The organism is Nitratireductor sp. GCM10026969 (assembly GCF_042660605.1).
In the GTDB taxonomy this organism is placed as follows: Bacteria; Pseudomonadota; Alphaproteobacteria; order Rhizobiales; family Rhizobiaceae; genus Chelativorans.
The window spans coordinates 18,608-44,169 of sequence record NZ_JBHSUM010000023.1; the positions used below are offsets into that span (position 1 = coordinate 18,608).

At 65.5% G+C, this 25,562-nt stretch carries 21 protein-coding genes; 18 read left to right on the plus strand and 3 right to left on the minus strand.

Going from position 1 to position 25,562, the window contains the following annotated elements; genetic code table 11:
- Nucleotides 1–145 precede the first annotated feature (145 nt).
- The 8 genes from ACFP9U_RS07815 to ACFP9U_RS07850 all read left to right on the plus strand — a co-directional run bounded on the left by ACFP9U_RS07815 (nucleotide 146) and on the right by ACFP9U_RS07850 (nucleotide 10,799).
- Nucleotides 146–724: a sigma-70 family RNA polymerase sigma factor gene (locus tag ACFP9U_RS07815; RefSeq protein WP_322452112.1), complete on the plus strand. Its 579-nt coding sequence runs from the start codon at nucleotides 146–148 to the stop codon at nucleotides 722–724.
- A 69-nt stretch (nucleotides 725–793) separates the two neighbouring features.
- The gene (locus ACFP9U_RS07820) at nucleotides 794–1,384 is read left to right on the plus strand and encodes an ANTAR domain-containing response regulator (RefSeq protein WP_378620349.1); all 591 of its coding nucleotides are present in this window, start codon (nucleotides 794–796) and stop codon (nucleotides 1,382–1,384) included.
- Between the two features lie 8 nt (nucleotides 1,385–1,392).
- Nucleotides 1,393–2,625, plus strand: a complete 1,233-nt coding sequence (locus tag ACFP9U_RS07825) for a CmpA/NrtA family ABC transporter substrate-binding protein (RefSeq protein ID WP_378620350.1) — start codon at nucleotides 1,393–1,395, stop codon at nucleotides 2,623–2,625.
- A gap of 327 nt (nucleotides 2,626–2,952) precedes the next feature.
- On the plus strand, nucleotides 2,953–4,230 hold the full coding sequence (locus ACFP9U_RS07830) for an MFS transporter (protein ID WP_378620353.1): 1,278 nt from the start codon (nucleotides 2,953–2,955) through the stop codon (nucleotides 4,228–4,230).
- Nucleotides 4,231–4,257: 27 nt separating this feature from the next.
- Nucleotides 4,258–6,702 carry a nitrite reductase large subunit NirB gene (gene nirB, locus ACFP9U_RS07835; RefSeq protein ID WP_378620354.1) on the plus strand — a complete coding sequence of 815 codons (2,445 nt, stop codon included), beginning with the start codon at nucleotides 4,258–4,260 and terminating at the stop codon, nucleotides 6,700–6,702.
- Complete coding sequence (gene nirD / locus ACFP9U_RS07840) at nucleotides 6,699–7,037, plus strand: nitrite reductase small subunit NirD (RefSeq protein ID WP_378620357.1); 339 nt, start codon at nucleotides 6,699–6,701, stop codon at nucleotides 7,035–7,037. The genes nirB and nirD overlap by 4 nt, the downstream gene beginning before the upstream one ends.
- A gap of 45 nt (nucleotides 7,038–7,082) precedes the next feature.
- Entirely contained in the window at nucleotides 7,083–7,934 is an 852-nt protein-coding gene (locus tag ACFP9U_RS07845) for a formate/nitrite transporter family protein (protein WP_378620359.1), read from the plus strand.
- Nucleotides 7,935–7,946: 12 nt separating this feature from the next.
- Nucleotides 7,947–10,799, plus strand: a complete 2,853-nt coding sequence (locus ACFP9U_RS07850) for a molybdopterin-dependent oxidoreductase (RefSeq protein WP_378620361.1) — start codon at nucleotides 7,947–7,949, stop codon at nucleotides 10,797–10,799.
- Between the two features lie 185 nt (nucleotides 10,800–10,984).
- Here the strand turns inward: ACFP9U_RS07850 and radC are convergent, their stop codons facing one another.
- From radC to sfsA, 3 genes are read right to left on the minus strand one after another with little or no spacing between them, the layout of a single operon-like run.
- The gene (gene radC, locus ACFP9U_RS07855; RefSeq protein WP_378620363.1) at nucleotides 10,985–11,749 is read right to left on the minus strand and encodes a RadC family protein; all 765 of its coding nucleotides are present in this window, start codon (nucleotides 11,747–11,749) and stop codon (nucleotides 10,985–10,987) included.
- Between the two features lie 33 nt (nucleotides 11,750–11,782).
- A complete protein-coding gene (gene map / locus ACFP9U_RS07860) occupies nucleotides 11,783–12,610 on the minus strand; it encodes a type I methionyl aminopeptidase (protein ID WP_378620365.1) in 828 nt (275 codons plus the stop codon).
- Nucleotides 12,594–13,310, minus strand: coding sequence for a DNA/RNA nuclease SfsA (gene sfsA, locus ACFP9U_RS07865; RefSeq protein ID WP_378620366.1), 717 nt, complete (start codon nucleotides 13,308–13,310; stop codon nucleotides 12,594–12,596). The genes map and sfsA overlap by 17 nt, the downstream gene beginning before the upstream one ends.
- 243 nt (nucleotides 13,311–13,553) lie before the next feature.
- Here sfsA and ACFP9U_RS07870 point away from each other — a divergent pair, with 243 nt between their 5' ends.
- The 10 genes from ACFP9U_RS07870 (at nucleotide 13,554) to ACFP9U_RS07915 (ending at nucleotide 25,409) form a co-directional block, all read left to right on the plus strand.
- Nucleotides 13,554–14,249: a hypothetical protein gene (locus ACFP9U_RS07870; RefSeq protein WP_378620368.1), complete on the plus strand. Its 696-nt coding sequence runs from the start codon at nucleotides 13,554–13,556 to the stop codon at nucleotides 14,247–14,249.
- 260 nt (nucleotides 14,250–14,509) lie between these two features.
- The gene (locus ACFP9U_RS07875; protein ID WP_378620369.1) at nucleotides 14,510–15,364 is read left to right on the plus strand and encodes an IclR family transcriptional regulator; all 855 of its coding nucleotides are present in this window, start codon (nucleotides 14,510–14,512) and stop codon (nucleotides 15,362–15,364) included.
- Nucleotides 15,365–15,396: 32 nt separating this feature from the next.
- A complete protein-coding gene (locus ACFP9U_RS07880) occupies nucleotides 15,397–16,560 on the plus strand; it encodes a zinc-dependent alcohol dehydrogenase (RefSeq protein ID WP_378620372.1) in 1,164 nt (387 codons plus the stop codon).
- 31 nt (nucleotides 16,561–16,591) lie between these two features.
- Entirely contained in the window at nucleotides 16,592–17,509 is a 918-nt protein-coding gene (locus ACFP9U_RS07885) for an FAD binding domain-containing protein (protein WP_378620373.1), read from the plus strand.
- Nucleotides 17,502–19,385, plus strand: coding sequence for a molybdopterin-dependent oxidoreductase (locus ACFP9U_RS07890; RefSeq protein ID WP_378620375.1), 1,884 nt, complete (start codon nucleotides 17,502–17,504; stop codon nucleotides 19,383–19,385). Before ACFP9U_RS07885 ends, ACFP9U_RS07890 begins: the two co-directional genes overlap by 8 nt.
- On the plus strand, nucleotides 19,385–20,401 hold the full coding sequence (locus ACFP9U_RS07895; protein ID WP_378620377.1) for a xanthine dehydrogenase family protein molybdopterin-binding subunit: 1,017 nt from the start codon (nucleotides 19,385–19,387) through the stop codon (nucleotides 20,399–20,401). Before ACFP9U_RS07890 ends, ACFP9U_RS07895 begins: the two co-directional genes overlap by 1 nt.
- Nucleotides 20,402–20,471: 70 nt before the next feature.
- Nucleotides 20,472–21,449: a Bug family tripartite tricarboxylate transporter substrate binding protein gene (locus tag ACFP9U_RS07900; protein WP_378620378.1), complete on the plus strand. Its 978-nt coding sequence runs from the start codon at nucleotides 20,472–20,474 to the stop codon at nucleotides 21,447–21,449.
- A 42-nt stretch (nucleotides 21,450–21,491) separates the two neighbouring features.
- Nucleotides 21,492–22,004, plus strand: a complete 513-nt coding sequence (locus ACFP9U_RS07905; protein WP_378620380.1) for a tripartite tricarboxylate transporter TctB family protein — start codon at nucleotides 21,492–21,494, stop codon at nucleotides 22,002–22,004.
- 5 nt (nucleotides 22,005–22,009) lie between these two features.
- On the plus strand, nucleotides 22,010–23,521 hold the full coding sequence (locus ACFP9U_RS07910) for a tripartite tricarboxylate transporter permease (RefSeq protein WP_378620381.1): 1,512 nt from the start codon (nucleotides 22,010–22,012) through the stop codon (nucleotides 23,519–23,521).
- Entirely contained in the window at nucleotides 23,514–25,409 is a 1,896-nt protein-coding gene (locus ACFP9U_RS07915) for a thiamine pyrophosphate-dependent enzyme (protein WP_378620383.1), read from the plus strand. Before ACFP9U_RS07910 ends, ACFP9U_RS07915 begins: the two co-directional genes overlap by 8 nt.
- Nucleotides 25,410–25,562: the final 153 nt, after the last annotated feature.

The window sequence follows — 25,562 nt, forward strand, 5'->3', positions numbered from 1 at the left end:
GGCGCTGCGGCATCCGCGGTCCGAAACCACACATGCGGCGTTTGCCAGAACGCTTGCCGGCGCGCGGGAACTCCTGGGAGTATCGCGCATTAACCGGGCTGACTGCCGAAAAAGATTTATGCCGTGAGAGGAAGGGATTTTCGGAATGGCACCGTCCCCCCGTTCGAGAGACAGCGCTCCGAGGCATCCCGGCTCCGAGATCGTCGACCTCATCCCCGCCCTGCGTGCCTTCGCACGAACCTTCTACCGGGACGCGAACGATGCCGATGACCTGGTACAGGAGACGTTGACCAAGGGCCTTTCCCATCTGCACCAATTCGAAGCCGGGACCAGCATGAAGTCCTGGCTTTTTACCATCATGCGCAACACCTTTTATACGAAGATCAAAGTGTCCAAGCGCGAGGCGCCGGGCTCGGCCGATTGTGTGTCGGCGCGCCCGGTGGTGGGTGCCACCCAGGAGTGGTCCGCCCGAGGGCTCGAGGTTCACAACGCCATCCAGCGCCTGCCGGAGCAGCAACGCGAGGTGATGATGCTGATCGGCGTGCTGGGCATGAGCTACGAGGAAGCGGCCACGATTTGCGATTGCGCGATCGGCACCATCAAGAGCCGCCTCAACCGTGCCCGCCTGCGACTGCTTGCCGAACTGGGCGAGAAATCCGGCGTCTCGGCGGTGGAACGCGAGGAAGCAAGCCCCGGCAGCGACAGCGGCATTTTCTACGTCTGAGGCGCGGCTTTTCACCGGCACATCGATTTTTCGCATTGCACAATCATTGTGCATGCGCAAAATAGAGGCATGCCGGTCCAATCACTTTCCGTCCTGGTCATCGACGAAAACAAGGTGCGCGCCGCCATCATAGAGGCGGGCCTGCGCGAGGCTGGGCACGAGCGCGTGACGCTCGTCCACGACGTCGACGCGGTGGCGCGGCGGATCGAGGAGGTCAGTCCGGATGTCATCGTCATCGATCTGGAAAACCCCAACCGCGACGTGCTGGAGAACATGTTCAACCTGTCGCGGGCGGTGAAGCGGCCGATCGCCATGTTCGTCGACCGTTCCGACGAGACGATGATCGCGGCGGCGGTGGAGGCCGGGGTGTCGGCCTATGTGGTGGACGGGTTGCGGCAGGAGCGGGTGAAGCCGATCCTCGACATGGCCATCAGCCGCTTCAACGCCTATTCGCGCATGGCGCGCGAGTTGGAGGAGGCCAGAAACGAGCTGCAGAGCCGCAAGCTGGTCGACCGCGCCAAGGGGATCCTCATGCGCTCCAAGGGCATCTCCGAGGAGGAGGCCTACGCGCTGTTGCGGCGCACGGCGATGAACCAGAACCGAAAACTCTCAGAGATTGCCCAGAGCCTGATCCTGGCGTCCGGGCTTCTGGACGAATGAGGCCGGCCATGGGCGCGCATCACATCACTGCCGGATTCCTGCCGCTGCTCGACAGCGCTGTCCTGGTGACGGCCCGGGAGAAGGGATTTGCCGCCGAGGAGGGGATCGAACTCACCCTTTCCCGGGAGATTTCATGGGCCAATATCCGCGACAGGATCGCGGTCGGACATTTCGACGTCGCGCATATGCTGGCCCCCATGCCGATCGCCACCAATCTGGGCCTGACGCCGATGCGTCTGGACATGGTCGCGCCCTTTGCCCTGGGGCTCGGTGGCAACGCCGTCAGCGTCAGCAAGGCGCTGTGGTCGGCGATGGCCGATGCCGGGGCCGGAGGGCCGGACGCGCCGGCAGCGGTCGGAGCGGCGCTCCGGCGTGTCGTGGAGGAGCGCCGGTCGAGCGGACGGGAGCGGCTGTGCTTTGCCGTGGTGCATCCCTATTCCGGGCACAATTTCGAGCTGCGCTACTGGCTTGCCGCCTGCGGCATCGATCCCGAGCGTGACGTCGAGATCACGATCGTACCGCCGCCGCTGACGGCCGATGCGGTGGCCACCGGGCGTATCGACGGGTTCTGCGTCGGCGAGCCCTGGAGCAGCGTCGCGGTCGCCGGCGGGCATGCGCATATCGCAACGGTGAAAGCGGCCATCTGGAAGTCGAGCCCGGAAAAGGTGATCGGCGTGCGCGCGGACTGGGCGGAGGCGCACCGCGAGACGCTGCATCAGTTCCTGCGTGCGCTCTACCGCGCCGCCCTGTGGTGCGGCGAGAGCGAGAACCGGGAGGAACTGGCGGCGATGCTCGCAGGCGATATCTATCTCGCCCAGCCCAAGCGGCTTCTTCTGGGCGCGCTCGAGGGGCGGCTGCAGACGGGCGGCGGCGTGCAGAACATGCCCGAATTCTTCCTCCCGGTGCAGAAGGCGGCGAATTTCCCGTGGCAGAGCCATGCGCTCTGGTTCTATTCGCAGATGGTGCGCTGGGGGCAGGTTGCGCACGGCGCGGCCAACGCCGAGACGGCGCGCCGCACGTTCCGCCCGGACATCTATCGGGCCGCGCTCGGCCCCCTCGGCGCGCCGATGCCCTCGGCCAGCATGAAGGTGGAAGGCGCGCTCAACCTGCCGACGCCGGTCGGCTCGGCCTCCGGACGGCTGATCCTCGGCCCCGACGGTTTCTTCGATGGTGCCGTCTTCGACCCCGAAAAGCTGGACGACTACATCGCCGGTCAACGGGCGCCCGCGGCGAGTGCCTAAATTTTTGCCATTGATTTTGTCTGCCTAAAATTTGTTCTGTGCGCTGCAACAATGAACAGCAGAACGGTGCGGCGCCAAAATGCCCATGAGGCATCTATTTTTCTAAACCACTGAGTTTCAAAGGCTTTTCGTATCCAGTGCGAGTTGGCACGCAACCTGCATAGATAAAGGCGGGTCCAGAGGGGACACCAACAGAAAGCGTCCAATGAAGGGCGCTCGGGCAAAGCTGCCGATCAGCGATCGCCGCCGCCGTGACTGCGGAGGCGAGCCGTTGGCCGGCAGCTTTTTGTTTTGGCAATCGGGCGAGCAGTTGGAATGGAGCAGCCGATGACCACATCACAGCCAGCCGCACCAACACGGGACATCACACCGAGCCGCGCGCTCACCATGTCCACCGTGGCCTTCACCGTCTGTTTCGCGGTGTGGACGATCTTTTCCATCATCGGCGTGCGCATCAAGGACGAGCTTGGTCTGTCGGAAACCGCTTTCGGCCTGCTGGTGGGCACGCCGATCCTGACCGGATCGCTCGTGCGCCTGGCGCTCGGCATCTGGACCGACCGTTACGGCGGCCGACTGGTCTACACGCTCACCATGCTTGCCGCGGCGGTCGCGACGCTGCTTCTGTCCTTCGCGCATACCTATCCGCAAATGCTTGCCGCCGCTCTCGGCCTCGGCGTCGCGGGAGGCTCGTTCGCCGTCGGCGTCGCCTATGTGGCGCGCTTCTATCCGGCGGAAAAGCAGGGGACGGCGCTCGGCATCTTCGGCGTCGGCAATGTCGGCGCGGCGGTGACGAAGTTCATCGCGCCCTTCGTGCTCGTCGCCTGGGGCTGGGAGGCCGTGGCGCAGATCTGGGCGCTGGTCCTCGTCGTCATGGCCGTCGTCTTCTGGTTCACCACCGGCGACGACCCGGTGATCCGCGCTCAGCGGGCGGGACGCGCCGCACGGCCGAAACTTGCCTCGGAGTTCGCGCCGCTCAAGAGCCTGCAAGTCTGGCGATTCGCACTCTATTATTTCTTTGTCTTCGGCGGCTTCGTGGCGCTGGCGTTGTGGCTGCCGCGCTACCTAATCGGGGTCTACGGCTTCGACATCGCCACGGCGGGGCTGATCGGCGCTGCCTATTCGGTGCCTGCCTCCATCTTCCGTGCCTATGGCGGCGTGCTGTCGGACAAAGCGGGCGCGCGTAGCGTCATGTACTGGACCTTCGCCGTGTCCGCCGCCTGCACGGCGCTGCTCTCCATCCCGGCCGCCGATTACGTCGTCCAGGGGATCGACGGGCCGAAGGCCTTCCATTTCGAAATCGGGCCGTGGGCGTTTACGGCCATCGTCTTCGTCCTCGGCTTCTTCATGAGCCTCGGCAAGGCGGCGGTCTATAAGCATATCCCCGTCTACTACCCGCAGAATGTGGGTGCCGTCGGCGGCCTTGTCGGCATGATCGGCGGGCTGGGCGGCTTCTTCCTGCCGCTCCTCTTCGGCGTCCTCAACGACCTCACCGGCCTTTGGACGAGCTGCTTCATGGCGCTTTTCGTCATCGTCGCCGCTTCGCTTGCCTGGATGCATTTCGCCGTCCGGCGCATGGAACGCGACGAACGCCTGCAGCCGGCCTGAAGGCATTGCGCAGAACGGAAGGACAAAATGACTGAGAAACTCGTCGTTATCGGTGCCGGCATGGCCTCGGGGCGCATGCTCGAGCACCTGTTCGAGACCGATCCGAACGCCTTCGACGTAACGCTCTTCGGCGCCGAGCCGCGCGGCAACTACAATCGCATCATGCTCTCGCCGGTGCTGGCCGGCGAGAAGAGATATGAGGAGATCGTTACCCACGACGCGGATTGGTACGCCGCAGCCCAGGTGAACTGCCGCTTCGGCGAGACGGTGACGAAGATCGACCGCAAGGCCAAGACGGTTTCGTCGGCCAAAGGCGAGATGGCCTATGACAAGCTGGTGATCGCGACCGGTTCGGCGCCCTTCATCATCCCCATCGCCGGCAGGGACCTTCCCGGTGTAATGGCGTTCCGCGATCTGGACGACGTCAATGCCATGGTCGCGGCGGCGGGCAAGCCCGGGGCGAGGGCAGTGGTGATCGGCGGCGGGCTTCTGGGCTTGGAGGCGGCGGCGGCCCTGCGCCTGCGCGGGATGGAAGTGGTGGTGCTTCATCTGATGGACCACCTCATGGAGCGCCAGCTCGACCCGGCCGCCGGCTATCTCCTGCAGAAGGAACTGGAAGGCCGCGGCATCAAGATCCATTGCAAGGCACAGACAAAGGCCGTGCTCGGCGATGATCGGGCCGAGGCGGTGCTGCTGGAGGACGGCACGATCTATCCCGCCGACATTGTGGTCATGGCCGTTGGCATCAGGCCGGAGACGCGCATCGCCACCGATGCCGGCCTGCACGTGGAGCGCGGTATCATCGTCAACGACCAGATGGTGACCTCCGATCCGGACATTCTTGCGATCGGCGAGTGCGTGGAGCACGAGAACATCTGCTATGGCCTGGTCGCGCCGCTCTACGACATGGCCAAGGTGGCGGCCAGGACGCTCGTCAAGAAGGATGCGGCCTTCCGCCCCGTCGAGACGGCGACGCAGCTCAAGGTTACCGGCGTAAGCCTTTATTCGGCGGGCGATTTCGCGGAGGCGGAAGATCGCGAGGAGATCGTGCTGCGCGATGCCTCGGCCGGCGTCTACAAGCGGCTCGTTTTAAAGGACAACCGCATCCTGGGCGCCGTGCTCTATGGCGAGACGGCCGACGGTTCCTGGTTCTTCGACATGCTCAAGAAGGGCACCGACGTTTCGGAGATGCGCGACACCCTCATCTTCGGCCAGGCCTATCAGGGAGGGGGTCAGCTGGACCCTATGGCGGCCGTTGCAGCCTTGCCGGATGATGCGGAGATCTGCGGCTGCAACGGCGTTTGCAAGGGAAAGATCGTCGGCACCATCCAGGAGAAGGGGCTGACGTCGCTCGACGATGTGCGCGCCCACACCAAGGCCTCCGCCTCCTGCGGCTCGTGCACGGGCCTCGTCGAGCAGCTCATGGCGCTCACGCTTGGCGATTCCTACAACCCCGCCGCCGTCCAGCCCATGTGCGGCTGCACGGATCTCGGCCATGACGACGTGCGCCGCCTCATCAAGGCGAAGGGGCTGAAGACCATCCCCGCCGTCATGCAGGAGCTGGAATGGAAAACCTCCTGCGGCTGCGCCAAGTGCCGCCCGGCGCTCAACTATTATCTCGTGGCCGACTGGCCGGACGAATATGCCGACGACTACCAGTCACGCTTCATCAATGAGCGCGTGCACGCCAACATCCAGAAGGACGGCACCTATTCGGTGGTGCCGCGCATGTGGGGCGGCGTGACGAGTTCGAAGGAGCTGCGCGCCATCGCCGATGTCGTCGACAAGTTCGACATCCCGACGGTCAAGGTCACCGGCGGCCAGCGCATTGACATGCTGGGTATCAGGAAAGAGGACCTGCCGGCGGTCTGGTCCGAGCTCGGCAAGGCCGGCTTCGTCTCCGGCCACGCCTATGCGAAGGGCCTGAGGACCGTGAAGACCTGTGTAGGGTCCGACTGGTGCCGCTTCGGCACGCAGGATTCCACCGGGCTCGGCATCCGCATCGAGAAGTTCATGTGGGGCTCGTGGACCCCGGCGAAGGTGAAGATGGCCGTCTCCGGCTGCCCGCGCAACTGCGCGGAAGCCACATGCAAGGACGTGGGCGTGGTCTGTGTCGATTCCGGCTATGAGATCCATTTCGCCGGTGCCGCCGGTCTCGACATCAAGGGAACGGAGGTGCTGGGCCTGGTCAAGTCCGAGGACGAGGCGCTGGAGGTGATCGTGGCGCTCGTCCAGATGTATCGCGAGCAGGCGCGCTACCTGGAGCGCATTTACAAGTGGGCCAAGCGCATCGGCTACGACGAGGTTCGCCGCCAAACCCTCGACGACAAGGAAAAGCGCAAGGCCTATTACGACCGCTTCGTCTTCTCCCAGAAATTCGCCCAGGTCGACCCCTGGTCTGAGCGTGTCTCGGGCAAGGACAAGCACGAGTTCAAGCCGATGGCGACCCTTTCCCTGGAGGCTGCGGAATGAGCACGGCGAACTGGTTTCAAATCGGCAAGCTCGACGACATTCCGAGCCGCGGCGCGCGCTGTGTGGACACGCCCATCGGGCGGATCGCGGTCTTCCGCACCGCAACGGATGAGGTCTACGCCATCGAGGACCGCTGCCCTCACCAGGGCGGTCCCTTGAGCCAGGGCATCGTCCACGGCGCGCATGTCACCTGTCCGCTGCACAACTGGGTGTTCTCGCTGGAAAGCGGGCTTGCCCAGGGGGCAGACGAGGGCGCGGTGCGCACCTTCGCGCTGAAGCGCGACGGCGATCGGATTTTGATGGACACGACGATGATGCTGGCCGCGGCGGAGTAGACGCTCCGCCCGGCTTCGCTTCCTCCCAACGCAGGAGACACGATCATGGCATATGTCACACCCAACGAGTTCGTCACGAAAATGGTCGACGCCGGCGAGGCGAAGGTCTTCATGTCGACGCGGGACACGCTGATCCGCGCCTTTATGGCCGGCGCCATCCTGGCGCTGGCCGCTGCCTTCGCGGTCACCATCACAGTTCAGACCGGGGAACCCCTGCTGGGCGCCGTTCTCTTTCCCGTGGGGTTCTGCCTGCTCTACCTCATGGGCTTCGATCTGCTGACCGGCGTCTTCACCCTCGTTCCCCTGGCGCTTATGGACAAGCGCCCCGGCGTGACCATGAACGGTGTGCTGCGCAACTGGTGGCTGGTCTTCGTCGGCAATTTCGCCGGCGCGTTCCTCGTCGCCGTCATGATGGCGATTACCTTCACCTTCGGTTTCACGGAAGCGCCGAACGCCGTCGGCCAGAAGATCGGCATGATCGGCGAAGGCCGTACCGTGGGCTATGCGGCGCATGGCGCGGCGGGCATGCTGACCCTCTTCATCCGTGGCGTGCTCTGCAACTGGATGGTCTCGACCGGGGTCGTCGCGGCGATGATGTCGACCTCCGTCTCGGGGAAGGTGATCGGCATGTGGATGCCCATCATGCTGTTCTTCTACATGGGCTTCGAACACTCCATCGTGAACATGTTCCTGTTTCCGTCGGGACTCATGCTGGGCGGCAATTTCTCCGTCATGGACTACCTGCTTTGGAACGAGATCCCGACGGTCGTCGGCAATCTCGTGGGCGGGCTCACCTTCGTCGGGCTGACGCTCTACGCCACGCATCACCGCACCGGCCCGAGGCGCGCGGCGCCGGCGGGCGACGTTGCCGCCCCCGCGCGGGTTCCGGCAGAGTAGGGCGGCGTGACGATGCAGACGGCCGGCCTCCAGACAAAGACCACGTGTCCCTATTGCGGGGTCGGCTGCGGCGTCCTTGCCGGACGGCAACCCGACGGCTCGGTCTCCATCAAGGGTGATCCCGAACACCCGGCCAATTTCGGCCGGCTTTGCTCGAAGGGATCGGCCCTTGCCGAGACCATTGGCCTCGAGGACCGGCTGCTTCATCCGGAAGTCCACGGCCACCGGACAGGCTGGGACGACGCCCTCGACCTCGCCGCAGAAAAATTTTCCCAGGCGATCGCCGAGCATGGGCCGGATTCGGTCGCCTTCTACGTCTCCGGCCAGCTTCTCACCGAGGACTACTACGTCGCCAACAAGCTGATGAAGGGCTTCATCGGCTCGGCCAATATCGACACGAATTCGCGTCTCTGCATGGCCTCCTCCGTCGCCGGCCACCGCCGCGCCTTCGGCGCCGACACGGTGCCCGGAACCTATGAGGACCTGGAGCTCGCCGACCTCGTGGTGCTGACCGGCTCCAATCTCGCCTGGTGCCATCCCGTGCTCTATCAGCGGCTGGCGGCGGCGAAGGAGAAGCGCCCGGAGATGAAGATCGTGCTTATCGATCCGCGCCGCACCATGACGGCCGATATCGCCGACCTGCATCTCGCCATCGCGCCGGACGGCGACGTCGCGCTGTTCTGCGGGCTGCTGCGCTACATCGCCGAAAACGGAATCATCCGAATCCCTTACGTCGAGAAGCACACAAACGGATTCAACGATGCCATTGCCGCCGCGCAGCCCTTTTCGATCGATGCGGTGGCCGCTTCCATCGGCCTCGCGCCCGGCGACGTGGAGGCGTTCTATAGGCTCTTTGCGGAGCGGGAGCGCACGGTCACCGTCTACAGCCAGGGCGTCAACCAGTCGGCCGCCGGCACGGACAAGGTCAATGCCATCCTCAACTGCCATCTGGCCACCGGCCGCATCGGCCGGCCCGGCATGGGGCCTTTCTCCGTCACGGGCCAGCCGAACGCCATGGGCGGGCGCGAGGTGGGCGGGCTCGCCAATATGCTGGCGGCGCATATGGACCTCGAGAATGCATCCCATCGCGCGCTTGTCCAGCGCTTCTGGGGCGCGCCCCGCATGGGCGACAAACCGGGTCTCAAGGCGGTGGAGATGTTCAAGGCCGTGGGAGCGGGGCACATCAAGGCGCTCTGGATCATGGCGACCAACCCCGTCGACAGCCTGCCCGAAGCAGATGCCGTGGAGGCGGCGCTGAAGGCGTGTCCCTTCGTGGTCGTCTCCGACGTGGCGGCGGTGACCGACACGCTGCGCCACGCCCATGTGAAGCTGCCTTCCACCGCCTGGGGCGAGAAGGAGGGCACTGTGACGAATTCCGAGCGCCGCATCTCGCGCCAGCGCGTCTTCATGGCCGCCCCCGGCGAGGCGCGGCCGGACTGGTGGCAGATCGTGGAGGTCGCGCGGCGCATGGGCTTCGGCGCGGCGTTCGACTATTCCGCGCCGGTCGACATCTTCCGCGAGCACGCCGCGCTCTCGGCGCTGGAGAACGAGGGGACGCGCGACTTCGACATCGGTGCCTGTGCCGAGATCAAGGTGGCGGATTACGAGGCACTGACGCCGTTCCAATGGCCGGCGACGAGAAAAGGGGGCGTGCCCGATACCGCAACTGTCATCCCGGAAGCCGGAGCAAAGCGGAGGCTGTCCGGGATCCATTCCGAAACCTGGCCGTGTCACGGAATGGATCCCGGCTCGCGGTCGCAAAGCACCCTTGGCCGGGATGACGTATGGCGTTCGGGCGGGGCACCCGTCTCTCGGGAGGAGGGACGGCGGGTGGAGGCCGAAAGCTCCCGCTTCTTCGCCGACGGCAAATTCTACACGCCTGACCGCCGCGCCCGTTTCGTTGCCGTGTCGCCCAGGCCCCGGCGCGTGGTGGAAGCGCAGTACCCCCTGGTCCTCAATACCGGACGCGTGCGTGACCACTGGCACACCATGACGCGGACCGGAAAGAGCGCGCGCCTTTCCGGCCATATGGCCGAGCCCTACGCCGAGATCCATCCCGCCGATGCGGCCGATCTGGGCATTGGCGAGGCGGACCTGGTTCACGTCGAAAGCCGCTATGGTGCGATCATCCTGCGTGCGCTGATTTCGGAACGGCAGCGCCGCGGGTCCGTTTTCGTGCCGATGCACTGGACGGACCAGTTTTCGGCCAAGGGGCGCGTCGATACGTTGGTCGCGCCGGTCACCGATCCGGTATCCGGCCAGCCGGCCTCGAAGAATGTCGCCGTCCGGCTGCGCCCGTTCGCCGCCCGGTTCTACGGCTTTGCCGTCTCGGTTGCGCGGCCGGTCACGCGGGGGCTCGATTACTGGGCGGTGGCCCGTTGCGCGGGCGGATGGCGGGCTGAAATCGCTCACGGCGCACTGCTGGAGGGAGCGGAGGCGGTTATGCGGCGGCTGCTGGCACTGCCGCAATCGGCGGAGATCATCGCCTATCACGATGAACGGCGCTCGGATCACCGCATGGCCGCCTTCCACGGCGGGCGGCTCTTGGGTGCGCTTTATCTTTCGCCGGAGCCCGTTGCGGTCTCGCGCGGCTTCGCGGTGGAGCAACTCGGTATAGACCACCCGGACACCCGCGGGCGCTTTCGCGTGGTGGCGGGTCGGGCTGGGGCCGACCGGCCGGACATCGGCGCCATCGTCTGCTCCTGCTTCGGCGTCGGCGCCAATCAGATCGCGACCGCCGCGCGCCAGGGCTGCACGAGCGTCGAGGCCGTCGGGCGCGCGCTCTACGCCGGCACCAACTGCGGTTCCTGCCGTGCCGAGATCAGGGGGATTGTGGAAATGAACCGGGCGGTGGCGGCGGAGTAGACCTCACGCGCCCGGCATCCCGCCCTCGTGGTTGGACAAGCTCACCATGAGGGCTGTGTTTCGCCTCACCATGAGGGCTGGGTTTTGCGCCCGACCGTTTACGTCAAAATTTGCAGCAGCGGTGCCTTGCCCTGACCCTCATGGTGAGCTTGTCGAACCACGAGGGTCACTGCGCGTCCATTCACTCAGATCAGTTGCATCCCCTTCATGCTGGCATGGCCGTTCTTGCCGATGATGATGTGGTCGTGGATCGTGATCCCCAGCGGCTCGGCGGTGGCGATGATGGTCTTGGTCATCTCGATGTCGGCGCGCGAGGGGGTCGGATCGCCGGAAGGGTGGTTGTGGACCAGGATGATGGCGCTGGCGGAAAGCTCCAGCGCCCGGCGCATGACCTCGCGGGGATAGACCGGGGTATGGTCGACCGTTCCGGTCTGCTGGCGCTCGTCGCGGATGAGGCAGTTCTTCTTGTCGAGGAAGAGGATGCGGAACTCCTCGCGGTCCTCATAGGCCATGCTGGCGCGGCAATAGTCGAGCACCTGCGACCAGGAGGTGAGCACCTTTTTGCCGCGCACTTCGCTTCTGAGCATTCGCTGGGTGAGGGCGGCGATCAGCTTGAGATCGCGTGCCGCCGCCTCGCCGATGCCGGGGACCTCGCGCAGCCGGTGCTCCGGGGCGCCCAGCACCTCGCCGATGGAGCCGAAATGCTGCAGCAGCGCCTTGGCCGGCGCCTTGGTGTCGGCGCGCGGGATGGAGCGGAAAAGCACTATCTCCAGAAGTTCGTAGTCGGAAAGGGCCTCGCTGCCGGCTTCGGCGAAACGCGCGCGCAGACGTTCCCGGTGCCCCTCATAGTGCTTTTTCGCCGAGGTCCGGGGCGGTTTGCCGCCGTTCAAGGCCTGCGCCGGCTCGAAACCGCGCTCACTGAAGAAGCTTCGCTCGTCATCCGCTTCCATGACCTGCCCCCGCCGCCAGCTTGAGGGGCAAGTCTATGAGGCAATGCCCGGCCGGTCCAGCCCTGCGGGCGAGAGGGTGAAGACTTCACAGCCGTCTTCCGTGACCCCGACCGTATGCTCGTACTGGGCCGACAGCGAACGGTCGCGGGTGACCGCCGTCCAGCCGTCGGAAAGCACCTTCACATGCGGCCGGCCGAGATTGATCATCGGCTCGATGGTGAAGATCATGCCCGGGCGCATTTCCACGCCCTCGCTGGGGCTGCCGTAGTGCAGGATGTTGGGCGCGTCGTGGAAGAGGAGCCCCACGCCGTGGCCGCAGAAATCGCGCACGACGGAACAGCGCTGGGCTTCCGCATAGGCCTGGATCGCTGCCCCGATCGCACCGGTGCGTGCGCCGGGTCTCACCGCCGCCACGCCGCGCATCAGGCATTCATGCGTGACCTCGAGAAGCCGCTCGCCAGCGCGCTTGACCTGGCCGACGGGATACATGCGGCTCGAATCGCCGTGCCAGCCGTCCAGAACATAGGTTACGTCGATATTGACGATGTCGCCTTCCTTCAGCGGTTTGGCATCGGGAATGCCGTGGCAGACCACGTGGTTGATCGAGGTGCAGGTCGATTTCGTGTAGCCGCGGTAATTCAGCGTCGCCGGCACGGCGCCGTGGTCCATGCCGAACTCGAGGACGAACCGGTCGATCGCATCGGTGGTCACGCCAGGCCGCACGATATCGGCCAGTTCGTCGAGGCAGCTTGCGGTAAGGTGGCAAGCCTTGCGCATGCCCTCAAAGCCCTCTTCGCCGTAAAGGCGGATCTGGCCCGTGTTGCGCAACGGGGCGGTGTCGGCATCAAGATACGTGACCATCGAACTCCATCTCGATCAGGCGATCGGGCACGATCGCGTCTGCATTGATTTGGCACCCTATCACGAAAGCTTCAACCCCGGCATCACAGGCCCTTGCGAAGGCGGCGGCATAGAGCGGGTCGAGATCGGCGCAAAGGCGGAACCGGTGGCAATCCGAGCGCTGCACCACATAGACCATGACGGCGCGCGCGCCTGCCGCCCGCATGGCCACCAGTTCGTCGAGGTGGCGGGCGCCGCGGGCCGTCACCGTGTCGGGAAACTCCGCAAGGCCCGGTTCGCGCATGTAGTGGACGTTTTTCACCTCCACATAGGCCGGCGGGCGGTCGGGATGCTCCAGAAGGAAGTCGATCCGGGAGCGCTCGCCATAGCGCTGCTCCGGCCGCAGCACGGGATAGGTGCCGAGATCACCCACGAGGCCGGCACGGATGGCCTCGGCCGCCAGGCGGTTCGGCAGGCCGGTGTTGATGCCGACCAGCGTCCCGTCCGCCTCCACGATCTCCAGGGAGTGGGGATATTTGCGCTTGGGATTGGCGGAGCGGGAAAGCAGCACGCGCGAACCCGGCGCCGTCAGTCCGAGCATGGAGCCGGTATTGGGGACGGCCACCGTGCACAAGGTGCCGTCGGCGAGCTCGACATCGGCGAGGAAACGTTTGTAGCGGCGGATCAGGCGCGCTTCGATCAGCGGTGCGGGAAACTTCATCGGCGTAAACGGGCGGTTTCGGGAATCCTTGGAGCAACGGCGGCAGGGGAGCGGCGGACAATAGGGGTTGCTTGCCTGAACCGCAAATCCGCCGCTGAGACGCTTGGAGAAGCGGCAGGTTTTCCATGGCGGGGCCTGTCGGAACAGACCGGCAGGGCACTGGTTCGGTCGGGTGTCGCGGGCGCGATGCCGGAAACGGCCGCGTTGGTGGTGGGTTTCGACACAAGGCAACGGAGGCATGGAATGAGAAACGACATCAAGGCCATTTTTCTCGGCACGGCGGCCGGCCTGCTCATTGCGGGTGGTCCGGTCCAGGCACAGCAGGCGCAAAACCTCACGGAGGACGAGGTCCGCAGCTTCTTCGACACGATGCAGCAGGACGTGACCGAAGCCGTCGAGGCGGGCGACTTCGAGCGGCTGGTCGAATGGACACAGAACCGAATCGCCGAAGAAGCCGTGTTCTCGGTCAGCAATGAGGTCTACCGGGACGATGAGCGCAAGAGTTTCGCCGTCGTCTCGCTCGACAAGGAGGACATGGTGCGTCTCGGCCACATGGCCGCCGGCATGCTGTCGGGGATGCAAGGCCAGCCGCTGCAGGACTATTCTCTGGAGATCCAGGTGAGGGATGTCACGCCGATCGGTGCCGATGCGGCGAGCGTGACCGCCGAGTTCACCGAAAGCGGTACGCTGACCATGCCGCAACACGGCGCGCCGGACGCGGCGGCGGTGGATGAGAGCATGCAGACCGGCGCGACCGGGACCGAGCCGCAGCAGGCCGAAACCGGCGATACGGCCGCGCAGCAGCAGGGTCGTTCGGTGCGGATCGAGGCCAACGCCGAGTGCAACCACGTCGTTCACCGCGGCGAGACGGAAGATCAACTGGTGATCGGCCTGTCCACCTGTCAGGCGCGAACGAACCTGCAGCCCTCCAGCGGGTAGTTTGCCACAGCCGGCCCATCTTCGCTTCCCCTGAGCGGAGCGAAGATGGGTGGTGACGGCTCACGTGGGATATCCGCCAACTTCTTCAAAACGCACGTTGATTTCAGCAAGGCCGTGCGATGGGGAGCGCGCGTGCTTACACGCATCTCCGTCTATATTTCCATATTATGAAATCACTTTTTATGATGTCGATATAAGCTTGACCGTTTTTCAACATGGCGGCTAACCTTTCCGCATCATTGGGAGGGAGGAGCGGACCAGTGTCGTCAGCCGCCGATAACAACAAGAACGCCTCGACCAGGCCGTCCAACTATGGCGAGACCAGGCTGAGCCTGGAGGAGCGTGGCGCTGCTCCGCGCCTGATCCAGTCCGTCGAGCGCGCCCTCTTGCTTTTGGAGACGCTCGCCGAGCACGACGGGCCCTTGCTGCTGAACGAGCTCGCCCGCAACGTGAACCTGAACGTTTCCACCTGTCACCACCTGCTGGCGACGCTGGTTGCGCGTGGTTACGTCCTGCATGGCGGGCGCAACCGCGGCTACATGCTCAGCTCGAAGCTGCGCGAACTGGCCGAGATGGCCGACCGCGAGGTCGATATTCTCGATTTCGTCCGCGCCGATCTCGAAAAGCTCAATGCGAACCTGCGCGAGAGCGTGCAGATGGCGGTGCTGCGCGGCTCCGCGCTGGTGACGCAGGTCCGTTACGGCTCGATGATGCCCACTCATGTGGAGCCGGACGAAATCAAGAAGATGCGCGCCGCGCACGCGACGGCCACGGGGAAGGCGATCCTCGCCTGGCTACCGGAAGCCGAGATGGCGCGCGTGGTCTCCGACAACGGCCTGACCGCCTTCACGCCCAACACGATCACCACGCTTTCCGGCCTCATCGAGGAATTGCGGCTGGTCCGCCGCTCCGGCTTCGCGATCGACGAGGAGGAACTGGAGGAGAACGTGATCTGCTACGGCGCCGCCCTGCGTGACGGGGCGGGTGCGGTGATCGGCTCGATCAGCTGCTCGATTCCCAAGAGCCGGGCCACCCCCGATTACCGCACACACATCGCGCGCTCCGTCGTTCGCTGCGCGCAGGATCTTTCCGACCGGCTTCGCGTCGGTCGCTGACACGGTTGCACAACAGTTTGGAGGAGAAGCAAATGGCGATGCCGCAGGACGTCAAGACGCACCCGGACTTTCCCGTTCCCGAGACGATGAAGGCATGGGTCCTGGGCGAGCCGGGGGAGCTGGATCTTGTCGACAAGCCTGTGCCTGCGCCGAGCAAGGCCGAAGTCCTAGTGCGCATCGACGCCGTCGCCATTTGTGCGACCGATCTGGAGATCATCCATCACGGTCCGCCGGCGCAGATCGAGGGCGGGCTGCCGTTCAACAAGAACTTCACGCCGGGCCATGAGTATATGGGCACCGTCGTCGCGCTCGGCCCGGGGGTCGACGAATATGCCATCGGCGACCGCGTGACGGTTGAGATCCATGCCGGCTGCGGGCAGTGCAAGCGCTGCCGCGAGGGCATGTACACATCCTGCCACAACTACGGAAAGAACTACGGCGAGGTGGACAAGGGCCATCGGGCGAACGGCTTCACCACCGATGGCGGCTTCTGCGAATACCAGGTCAACAACATCAACACGCTGGTGCACGTGGCCGACACGATGAGCGACGAGGAGGCGACGCTCGTCGTCACCGCCGGCACGGCGATGTACGGCCTGACCGAGCTCGGCGGCCTGGTGGCGGGCGAAAGCGTCGTCGTCAGCGGGCCGGGGCCGATCGGCCTTTTGGGCGCGGCCGTCGCCAAGGCGCTCGGCGCCCATCCGGTGATTCTTACCGGCACGCGCGACAACCGGCTCGAGATCGGCAAGCGGTTGGGTGCCGACCATGTCGTCAATGTGCGCAAGGAGGATCCCGTGGAGGCCGTGCGGCGGCTCACCGACGGCCAAGGCGTCGACTACGTGGTGGAGTGCTCGGGCGCGCCGAACGCGGTGAACGAGGCGGCACGGATGCTCAATCGCGGCGGCAAGCTGTGTTTGGCCGCCTTTCCGAGCGATGCCGTACCGGTCGACGTCGCCTATCTCGTGCGCAACAACATCTATGTCTTCGGCATCCGCGGCGAGGGTAAGTCGGCCACGCACCGGGCGGAAGCCTTCATGCGCCAGAAGCGCTTCGACGCCTCGCTGATCCACACCCACACCTTCCAGATGGAGGATCTGAAGGAGGCTCTTCGCTACGCCAAGGACCGGGTCGACGACGCCATCAAGGTGGTCGTGCGCAACCGGAGCGCCGAGAGCCAGCGCGTGGCGGCCGAATAGGGCGCCGACGAGGATCGGAGCGAGGACTGCCATGCTGACCTGCGACAACTATCACAGGCCGACCACACTGGAGGAGGCGCTGCATCTCCTGCGCGAGGCGCCGGAAGGCAGCCGTCTCGTGGCGGGCGCCACGGACATCCTGCCCTATGCCCGCGAGGGCAGGGGCGGGGACGTCCATCTGCCGGCGATGATCGACGTCACGCGCATCGAGGCGCTTTCCGACTATACCATCGCCGACGGCCAGGTGCGGCTTGGCGCCAATATCGTGTTCCAGGACTTTCTGACCGACACGACGCTCGCGCGCCATCTTCCCTGCATGCCGTTCTGCGCGGTGTGGTTCGCCGACGACCAGATCCGCGAGCAGGCCACACTTGCCGGCAATCTGATCAACGCTTCGCCGGCGGCCGATGGTACGCCGGCGGTGCTGGCCATGAACGGAGCCGTCGAGCTGGCGCGACTCGAGGGCGGCGCGGTCGCGCGGCGGACGGTTCCCGTGGCGGATTTCGTCAAGGGACCCGGGCGAACGGATCTCGCGCCCGACGAGATCGTGACCGCAGTCATCTGCGATTCCCTCGACGGCTATGGCGGCGCCTTCGAGAAGGTCGGCCAGCGCCGTTCGCTGGTGATCTCGGTCGCATGTGCCGCGGCGGTGGTGAAAACGGACGTCTCCGGCCAGTTCTTCGAGGATGTCCGCATCGCGCTCGGCGGCGTCGGGCCGGTGCCGCAGCGCCTGAACGATATCGAGGAAAAGCTCGTCGGCGAGCGCATATCGGCCGGGATTATCGCCAAGGCGAGTTCGGCGGCGGTGGAGCGCGTCGCTTCGCGTTCGCGCATCGCCTATCGCCGGCGCGTGGTGGCGGGCTTCGTGGAAGCGGCGATCGAGGATGCGCTCGCCGCAGCCAATGCCCCCGTCCACACGAGGATGCAAAGGGAGGAAACCCATGTCTGACGGCAAGATCAGGATGACCGTCAATGGCCGCAAGATCGCCAAGCCGGTCGAAGGTCGTTACCGCCTGCTCGACTTCCTGCGCGAGGAGCTTCATCTGACCGGCACCAAGGAAGGTTGCGGCGCCGGCGAATGCGGCACCTGCTCGGTGTTCGTCGACGGCAAGCTGGTCAAGTCCTGCCTGATGCCGACGGCGAAGGCCGAGGGTGCGGAAATCGAGACGGTCGAGGGGCTGGCCGTCGCCGGCGAACTGACCGCGCTGCAGAAGGCGTTTCACAAGACCGGCGCCAGCCAGTGCGGCTACTGCATCCCCGGCATGGTGATGGCCGCGACCTCGGCATTGAGAGAGAACCCGTTCGCCGACATCGAGGAGATCAAGGAGCGGCTCGGCGGCAATATCTGCCGCTGCACCGGCTATACCAAGATCTTCGAGGCGGTGGAGCTGGCGCGCGATATCATGAACGGCAAGCGCCCGGCGACCGCGCTAGACTCCGAAGGCGCCGGAGACTCCTACATCGGTAACAACGTGCGCCGTCTGGATGCGCCCAGCAAGGTGTCCGGCGCCTTGAAATATGCCGGCGACATGACGATGCCGGGCATGCTGCACATGCAGGTGCTTCGCAGCCCGCATCCGCATGCGCGCATCGTTTCGATCGACACGTCCGAGGCCGAGGCGATGGAAGGTGTCGCCTGCGTCATCACGCACAAGGACGTGCCCGGGAAGGACGGCTTCGGCGTCTTCGTGCACGACCAGCCGATCATGGCGCGCGACAAGGTGCGCTATGTCGGCGAGGCGGTGGCGGCGGTCTCTGCCGAGACCCAGGAGATCGCCCGCAAGGCGCTGGCGCGCATCAAGGTCGACTACGAGGAACTGCCCGCCGTCTTCGATCCGGAAGAGGCCATGGGTGAGGGCACGGCGCGCGTCCACGACTATGCCGAGAACAACATCGTCAAGCACATTCCCGTGCGCAAGGGAGACGTGGAGGAAGGTTTCGCCGAGGCCGATCTGGTGGTCGAGAACACCTATACGACCCAGCAGGTCGAGCACGCCTATCTCGAGCCGGAGGCGGGCCTTGCACATGTCGACCATGACGGGGTGGTGACGATCATCTCGCCGAGCCAGAACATTACACACCACCGGCACATGCTGTCGACCATCATCGACAAGCCGATCAGCAAGGTGCGCTTCATCATGAGCCCGGTCGGCGGCGGTTTCGGCGGCAAGGAGGACATGATCTACCAGGGCATGCTGGCGCTCTCGGCGATGAAGTCGGGAAGGCCCGTGCGGCTGGTCTTCACGCGCGAAGAGTCGGTCATCTCCACCGCCAAGCGGCATCCGGCCCGCATCACCTACAGGATGGGATTGAAGAAGGACGGCCGGATCACCGCCGTCTCCTTCCGCATGATCAGCGACGGCGGCGCCTATGGCCTGTCGACCGAGGGCGTGATGCGCAAGGCGGCGATCCTGTCGCTCGGGCCCTATGACATCGCGAACGCGCGGATCGACACCTACGGCGTCTACACCAACAACACGCCGTCCGGTGCCTTCCGCACTTTCGGTGCCATGCAGGCGCAGTTCGCCACCGAATCCCATCTCGACATCTGCGCCGAGAAGCTGGGGCTCGATCCTTTCGAAATCCGTCGGCGCAACATGATGAAGCAGGGCTCGCTCACCCATACGCAACAGAGGCTGGAGCGCGCCGCGATCGGTGAGGTGCTCGACACGGCGGAGGCGTTCTGCCGCTGGGAGAAGGGCGCGCCGATGTCGCGGGGTGCCGTGCGCAAGGATCTCGGCGGGCCCGATACGCGCCAGCCCTGCACGCTGGGCGCGCGATTCCGCAAGCCGGCAGAGGCGGAAGACAAGCAGGAGGTGGCATGATGGCGCGCTGGGCGAGAGGACGCGGCATGGCCGCATCCTGGTACGGCATTGCCCGTACGGCGACGATCGATCGGGCGGGCGCATGGGTCGAGATCGACGACGGCGGCTCCGCCAAGGTGGTGACCGGCGTGACGGAAATCGGCGAGGGCATTCTCACCGTGCTCGCGCAGGTCGCCGCCGAGGAGATCGGCATCAAGCCGGAGGACGTCGTCATCGGCGACAACGATACGGCACGCTCGCCGGAGGCCGCGCATGCCGGTGCGACGCGCCAGACCTACATGATCGGCAATGCGGTGGCGCTCGCCTGCCGCGACGCGCGTCTCAAACTCGACAAGGAGATCGCCGATCACTGGGGTGCGGGAGCCGACCAGATCAGGGCCTTCGACGGCGAGATCTGGGCGGAAGGGACCAACAACCGCATGCCGATGGAGGAGGCCATCGAGATCTGCAAGAAGCGTGGCGTCGTGCCGGTGGGCTCGGCCTCCTTCACCGCGCATGGGACCGGGCTCGACCCCGTGGACGGATCGGGGGCGCCCTGGCAGGCCTATGTGTTCGGCTGTCAGGTCGCCGAAGTGGAGGTCGACCGCCTTACCGGAGAGGTTCAGGTCCTCGGCATGTGGGCCGTGCACGACGTCGGACGCGCCATCAACCCGCGCGGCGTGGAAGGCCAGATCGAGGGCGGCATCGTGCAGGGGCTGGGCCAGGCGCTGATGGAGGACTATCAGCTCGAGCGCGGCCACACGAAAACCCACGGCTTCGCCAAATACATCCTGCCGACGGCGCTAGACGTGCCGCAGATCAACACCAGGCTGGTCGAGGATCGCGATCCGTGCAGCCCTTTGGGAGCCAAGGGCATCGGCGAGCCCGCCCTGGTGCCGACCGCGCCGGCCATCATGAACGCCATCTATGACGCGATCGGCGTGCGCATCACCGCACTGCCGGCAACGCCCGAGGCGATCCTGACCGCCCTGGAGGAGAAGGAAAGGGCTGAGGCGGAGGTTGCCGGTCAAAGCTAAGGGAAACTCCCGCCGCTGAGGAGGCAGTGGGCGGGAGGTTCACATCGAAATCGAAGAGGGAGGAGAAACCATGCTGAACAGGTTGAGACGTGGAATCGGCGCCGCCTTGGTCGTCGGCGCATCGGTGGCGGCGGGGACGCTCGCCATGGGTTCGCCGGCGCGGGCGGACTATCCGGAAAAGCCGGTGGAGATGACCGTCCTTTTCGGCGGCACGGCCAACACGATCGCGCAGTTGCTGACGGAACTGATGTCGGAGGAGCTCGGAAATCCCGTCGTGCCGGTCAGCCGTCCCGGCGGTGGCGGGGCCATCGGCTATGCGCACGTGCAGTCGACGCGCCCGGACGGCTACAACATCGTCTGGAACTCGAATTCCATCAACACCGCCCACCACCTGGGCAATTTGCCCTTCGGCTACGATGCTTTCACGCCCATCGCCCGCGTATCGGTCGAGGTGCCGGTGCTGGCCGTCAACAAGGACAAGGGCTGGGAAAATCTCGACGACATGGTCGCCGCGGTCAAGGAGCGCGGCAAGCCGATCAATGTCGGCATTTCCGGCAAGGGATCCTTCACGCACCTGACCTCCGTCGCGCTCTTCGACGCGATGGGGATTGCCGACAAGGTCAACTACATCTCCTATGGCGACGGCAAGGCGCCGGTGGAGCTCCTGGCCGGACGCATCGACGCGGCGATCCAGTGGCCCGGCCAGTTCGTCTCCTATGTGGAGTCGGGCGATGTCGTGGTGCTGGCCTCCACAGGTTCCGAAAAGGTCGAGGTGATCCCCGGCCTGAAGACCGCGCAAGAGCAGGGCTACGACATCGATATCGCCATGTGGCGCGGGCTTGCCGCTCCCAAGGGAACGCCGCCGGCGGTGGTCGAGAAGCTGGAGGCGGCAGCGCAGGCGGCCGTGAAAACGGAGGCCTTCCAGAAAGCCTCGCAGACGATCGGCTTCAAGCCGGCCTTTCTCGGCAATCAGGAATTCGGCGAACTGATCGCGCATGACGACGCCTTCTACGCCGATCTGCTCGAAAAGCTCGGGATGACCAAGTAGCCCGGCAGAAGCCACGCAGCGGGACATCGGGAGGAATCCATCATGACGGACAGAACGGGAGAGCTGTTTACCGGCCTTGCGCTGCTCGCCCTTGCCCTCGTCTGGAGCATCACCGTCTGGTTGACGATCCCCGGCGGGATGGGCGGCGGCGACGTGGGGCCGCGTGCATTCCCCCTGTTGCTCGGTGTCCTGCTCGGCGTCTGTTCCCTTGCGCTCATCGGCCGGGTACTGCTTCGTGAGCCGGATGGTGCCCGGGAGAAGGACCCGGGCGAAGAGGAGGTCGCCCCGGAAGCCGGGGCGGCGACCAAGGGCGTGGTTCTGCCGCTGCTCGTCACCCTCGGCCATATCGCCGTCTACGGGTTCATGATGCAGCGGATCGGCTTCGTGCTGGCCACGCTCGTCGTCGTCGCCTCGGCCATGGTCATCTGTGTCGGCGAACGGTCGCCCTGGCGGATCGCCGCCATGAGTGCCGGCGTCACCTTCGGTTGCTGGCTGATCTTTTCCAAGATCCTCGGTGTCTACCTGGCGGCAGGCACCTGGATCAATCTTGGGTGAGCGCCATGGATTTCTTCCTCGCAGCCCTGACGGAAACTCTCCAGGTGCAGGTGATCGGCGCCGTTGTGCTCGGTTCGCTCATCGGCCTGATCTTCGGGTCCATTCCCGGCCTGACCTTCACCGTGGCGTTGGCCCTGGCGCTGCCGCTCACCTTCGGCATGGACACGACGGCGGCCATCGCCCTGCTTCTGGGCACCTATATCGGCGGCATGACCGGCGGCTCGGTGTCGGCCATATTGCTCGGCATTCCGGGCACGCCGTCGGCGGCGGCGACGCTCCTCGACGGTTATCCGATGGCGCGCAACGGGCAGGCCTCCATCGCTCTCGGCATGGCCGTGATCGTGTCGGTCTTCGGCGGTCTTTTCAGCCTTGCCGCAATGGTCATCTCCGTCGATCTGGTCTCACGCGTCGCGGTGTCCTTCGGACCGGCGGAGATTTTCGCCCTGGTGGTCTTCGGCCTGTCGACGATCTGCGGGCTGGCTGGCCGCTCGATCCTGCGCGGCGTCATCGGCGGCATCCTCGGGCTGATGGCCATGACGATCGGTCTCGATCCCCTGGACGGCGTGCAGCGCATGACGTTCGGGACGACCAGCATGCTCCAGGGCATCAACATGCTGGTCGCCATCATCGGCCTCTTCGCGGTGCCGTTCATCGTGCAGGTCTTCGAGGAGCACAGGAACGGTGCCATTGCCCGCGTGGAGACAAGCCGGGTCCGCATGGAGCTTCCTTCCTGGCGCATGCTGCGGCAGAACTTCTGGCTGATGATGCGCTGTTCGGTGATCGGCACCGGGATCGGTGCCATTCCGGGCGCGGGCGGCCCCATCGCCTCCTTTATCGCCTACGACCATGCCCGTCGTTTCTCGCCGCATCCCGAAAGGTTCGGGAAGGGTGCGGTGGAAGGCGTCGTGGCGCCGGAGACGGCGAACAACGCGGTGACGGGCGGCACGATGATCCCGCTTCTGTCGCTCGGCATTCCCGGCGACCCGGCGACGGCCATCGTGCTCGCCGGGCTTGCGATCCACGGCATCGTGGCAGGTCCGGCGATGTTCATGTCGCACCAGACCGACGTCTACAGCATCTATATCGTCATCGTGTTCGCCTATCTGGCGCTCTTGGCGATGCAGCTCGTCGGCATCCGGCTCTTCGTGCATGTGTTGCGCGTGCCGCCGCAACTCATGGCCGTCATCATCATCGTCTTGTGCGGCATCGGCGCCTTCACTGTGCGCAACAGCGTCTTCGACATCTATACGATGGCCGTTGTCGGCGGGCTCGCCTGGGCTCTGATGAAAGCGGAGATCCCGGTGACGCCCATCATCCTCGGGCTGGTGCTCGGGCCGACGCTGGAAAGCGAGTTCCGCACGGCCATGAACCTGTCCGGTGGTTCCTACGCCATCTTCTACACCTCGCCCACGGCCCTCTTCTTCTTCGGCCTGGCGGCACTCGTGGTGGTGCTGCAGTTCAGCGGCGGGATTTTCAGGAAAAGCACGAAAACGACAGTCGAGACGAGCAATGCTTAAGGATTATCATCAGGAGATCGACCGGGAGGGGGCTATGCGTGCCCGGGCGCGCACGATCGTCGAGCGCGGCGGGGTCGACGCAACCCTCGACGTGGACGGCGGCCGGGGCGTGATCGAGACCACGCTGTCGGAAGGCCTCGTCATCGGCCTCCTGAAACAGGGGGTCTCACGCTTCTTCGCCATATTCGGGCACGGCTCGACCGACCTCGGCAACGTCCTGCGCGTCTATGCGGAGGAGGGGGCGGTGAGCGTCGTCAACTGCCGCAACGAGGTGGAGATGGCGCACGCCGCCACCGCCTTCGCCTGGCAGACCGGCGAGACGCCGGCGGTGGTCACCTCGATCGGGCCGGGCGGGCTCCAGGCCATGGCCGGCTCGCTGGCCGCGGCGTCCAACGGGGTCGGCGTCTACCATATCTACGGCGACGAGACGACGCGCGGCGAAGGCTACAACATGCAGCAGGTGCCGAAGCGCGAGCAGGGGCTGTTCGGCAGGATCACCGCGCTGATGGGGCAATCTTACACGCTGCACACGCCGGAGGCGCTGCGCGAGTGCATGCGGCGCGGGACCAATTGCGTCCACCAGCCCTACCGCCCGGCGCCGTTTTTCATCATGCTGCCGATCAACACGCAGCCGCAGATGACGACGGTGAATATCGGCACGCTGCCGGGACGCCTGGCTCTGCCGGCGGTCGCACCGGCGGACGACAGCGCCTACGACGAAGCCGCGGCCCTGCTCGCGCGCTTCGACAAGATCGTGCTCAAGGTCGGCGGCGGGGCGCGCAGGCATGCTGCCGCGGTCCGGGCTCTCGCCGAGGGCTGCGGCGCGGCGGTCGTGCTCTCGCCAGGGTCGACGGGTGTCATTCCGGATGCCCATCCGCAGAACATGCATGTCGGCGGGTCGAAAGGTTCGATCTGCGGCAATTTCGCCATGGAAGAGGCGGAACTCGTCGTCTTCATCGGCTCGCGCGGTGTGTGCCAGGCCGACTGCTCCGGCATCGGCTATCCGAACGCAAAGGCCGTCATCAACATCAACGGGGACATCGGCGACGTGACGCATTACGCCAACACGCTTCCGCTCCCCGGCGATATCGGCGCCGTGATCAAACGGCTGATGCCGGTCTTGAAGCCGGGCAAAAGTTCCGCCGCCGGCGAAGAGTGGCTGCGGCAATGCGCGGCGAAGAAAATGGAGTGGGCTTCCTGGAAGCGCGAACGGGTCGAGGCCGCTCCGGTCTTCGACGAGGTCTGGCGCAAGCCGGTGCTGACGCAGCCCGCCGCCATCCACGCGGTCGCCGCGTTCGCCAAGCGCATCGGCGCCGTCAAGTTCTTCGACGCCGGCGACGTCCAGGCGAACGGCTTCCAGATCGTCGAGGACGACCGGGTGGGCGAGACCTTCACCGAGGCGGGCGCCTCTTATATGGGCTTCGCCGCCTCGGCGCTTCTCGGTCTTGCCGGTGTGAAGGACGCCCCCTATGGCATCGCCTTTTCCGGAGACGGGTCCTTCATGATGAACCCGCAGGTGCTTATCGACGGCGTTGAACACGGTCTGAGGGGAATGATCGCGCTCTTCGACAACCGTCGCATGGCGGCGATCACCAGCTTGCAACTGGCGCAGTATGGGCGGGAATTCCGCACCAATGACAGTGTGGCGGTCGACTACGCCGCCATGGCCGCCTCCGTCAGCGGCGTCAAGGCTCTCTTCGGGGGGACGAGCCGCGAGGAACTCGCCGCCGTGCTCGAAGAGGCCTATGCTCACGATGGCCTGTCGCTCATCCACATCCCTGTCTATGCCGGGAGTGATCCGGTGGCGGAAATGGGTGCGTATGGCCAGTGGAACGTCGGCAACTGGGTGGAAGACGTCCAGGGTCGCTATCTCGAACAAACCATATAGACGGAAACTCGTATGTATCCCGATCTGCAGCTTTACATCGATGGTACCTGGCGCGCGGCCGCGAGCGGCGAGACGCGCCCAGTGACGGACCCCGCCACGGAGGAAACGCTGGGCATGATCGCCGTGGCCGGCGAGGCGGACCTGGACGCGGCC

Coding starts and splice junctions, on each gene's coding strand:
- ACFP9U_RS07815 (WP_322452112.1), top strand. CDS start 146: ATGGCACCGTCCCCCCGTTCGAGAGACAGCGCTCCGAGGCATCCCGGC.
- ACFP9U_RS07820 (WP_378620349.1), top strand. CDS start 794: ATGCCGGTCCAATCACTTTCCGTCCTGGTCATCGACGAAAACAAGGTG.
- ACFP9U_RS07825 (WP_378620350.1), top strand. CDS start 1,393: ATGGGCGCGCATCACATCACTGCCGGATTCCTGCCGCTGCTCGACAGC.
- ACFP9U_RS07830 (WP_378620353.1), top strand. CDS start 2,953: ATGACCACATCACAGCCAGCCGCACCAACACGGGACATCACACCGAGC.
- nirB (WP_378620354.1), top strand. CDS start 4,258: ATGACTGAGAAACTCGTCGTTATCGGTGCCGGCATGGCCTCGGGGCGC.
- nirD (WP_378620357.1), top strand. CDS start 6,699: ATGAGCACGGCGAACTGGTTTCAAATCGGCAAGCTCGACGACATTCCG.
- ACFP9U_RS07845 (WP_378620359.1), top strand. CDS start 7,083: ATGGCATATGTCACACCCAACGAGTTCGTCACGAAAATGGTCGACGCC.
- ACFP9U_RS07850 (WP_378620361.1), top strand. CDS start 7,947: ATGCAGACGGCCGGCCTCCAGACAAAGACCACGTGTCCCTATTGCGGG.
- radC (WP_378620363.1), bottom strand. CDS start 11,749: ATGGAAGCGGATGACGAGCGAAGCTTCTTCAGTGAGCGCGGTTTCGAG.
- map (WP_378620365.1), bottom strand. CDS start 12,610: ATGGTCACGTATCTTGATGCCGACACCGCCCCGTTGCGCAACACGGGC.
- sfsA (WP_378620366.1), bottom strand. CDS start 13,310: ATGAAGTTTCCCGCACCGCTGATCGAAGCGCGCCTGATCCGCCGCTAC.
- ACFP9U_RS07870 (WP_378620368.1), top strand. CDS start 13,554: ATGAGAAACGACATCAAGGCCATTTTTCTCGGCACGGCGGCCGGCCTG.
- ACFP9U_RS07880 (WP_378620372.1), top strand. CDS start 15,397: ATGGCGATGCCGCAGGACGTCAAGACGCACCCGGACTTTCCCGTTCCC.
- ACFP9U_RS07885 (WP_378620373.1), top strand. CDS start 16,592: ATGCTGACCTGCGACAACTATCACAGGCCGACCACACTGGAGGAGGCG.
- ACFP9U_RS07890 (WP_378620375.1), top strand. CDS start 17,502: ATGTCTGACGGCAAGATCAGGATGACCGTCAATGGCCGCAAGATCGCC.
- ACFP9U_RS07895 (WP_378620377.1), top strand. CDS start 19,385: ATGGCGCGCTGGGCGAGAGGACGCGGCATGGCCGCATCCTGGTACGGC.
- ACFP9U_RS07900 (WP_378620378.1), top strand. CDS start 20,472: ATGCTGAACAGGTTGAGACGTGGAATCGGCGCCGCCTTGGTCGTCGGC.
- ACFP9U_RS07905 (WP_378620380.1), top strand. CDS start 21,492: ATGACGGACAGAACGGGAGAGCTGTTTACCGGCCTTGCGCTGCTCGCC.
- ACFP9U_RS07910 (WP_378620381.1), top strand. CDS start 22,010: ATGGATTTCTTCCTCGCAGCCCTGACGGAAACTCTCCAGGTGCAGGTG.
- ACFP9U_RS07915 (WP_378620383.1), top strand. CDS start 23,514: ATGCTTAAGGATTATCATCAGGAGATCGACCGGGAGGGGGCTATGCGT.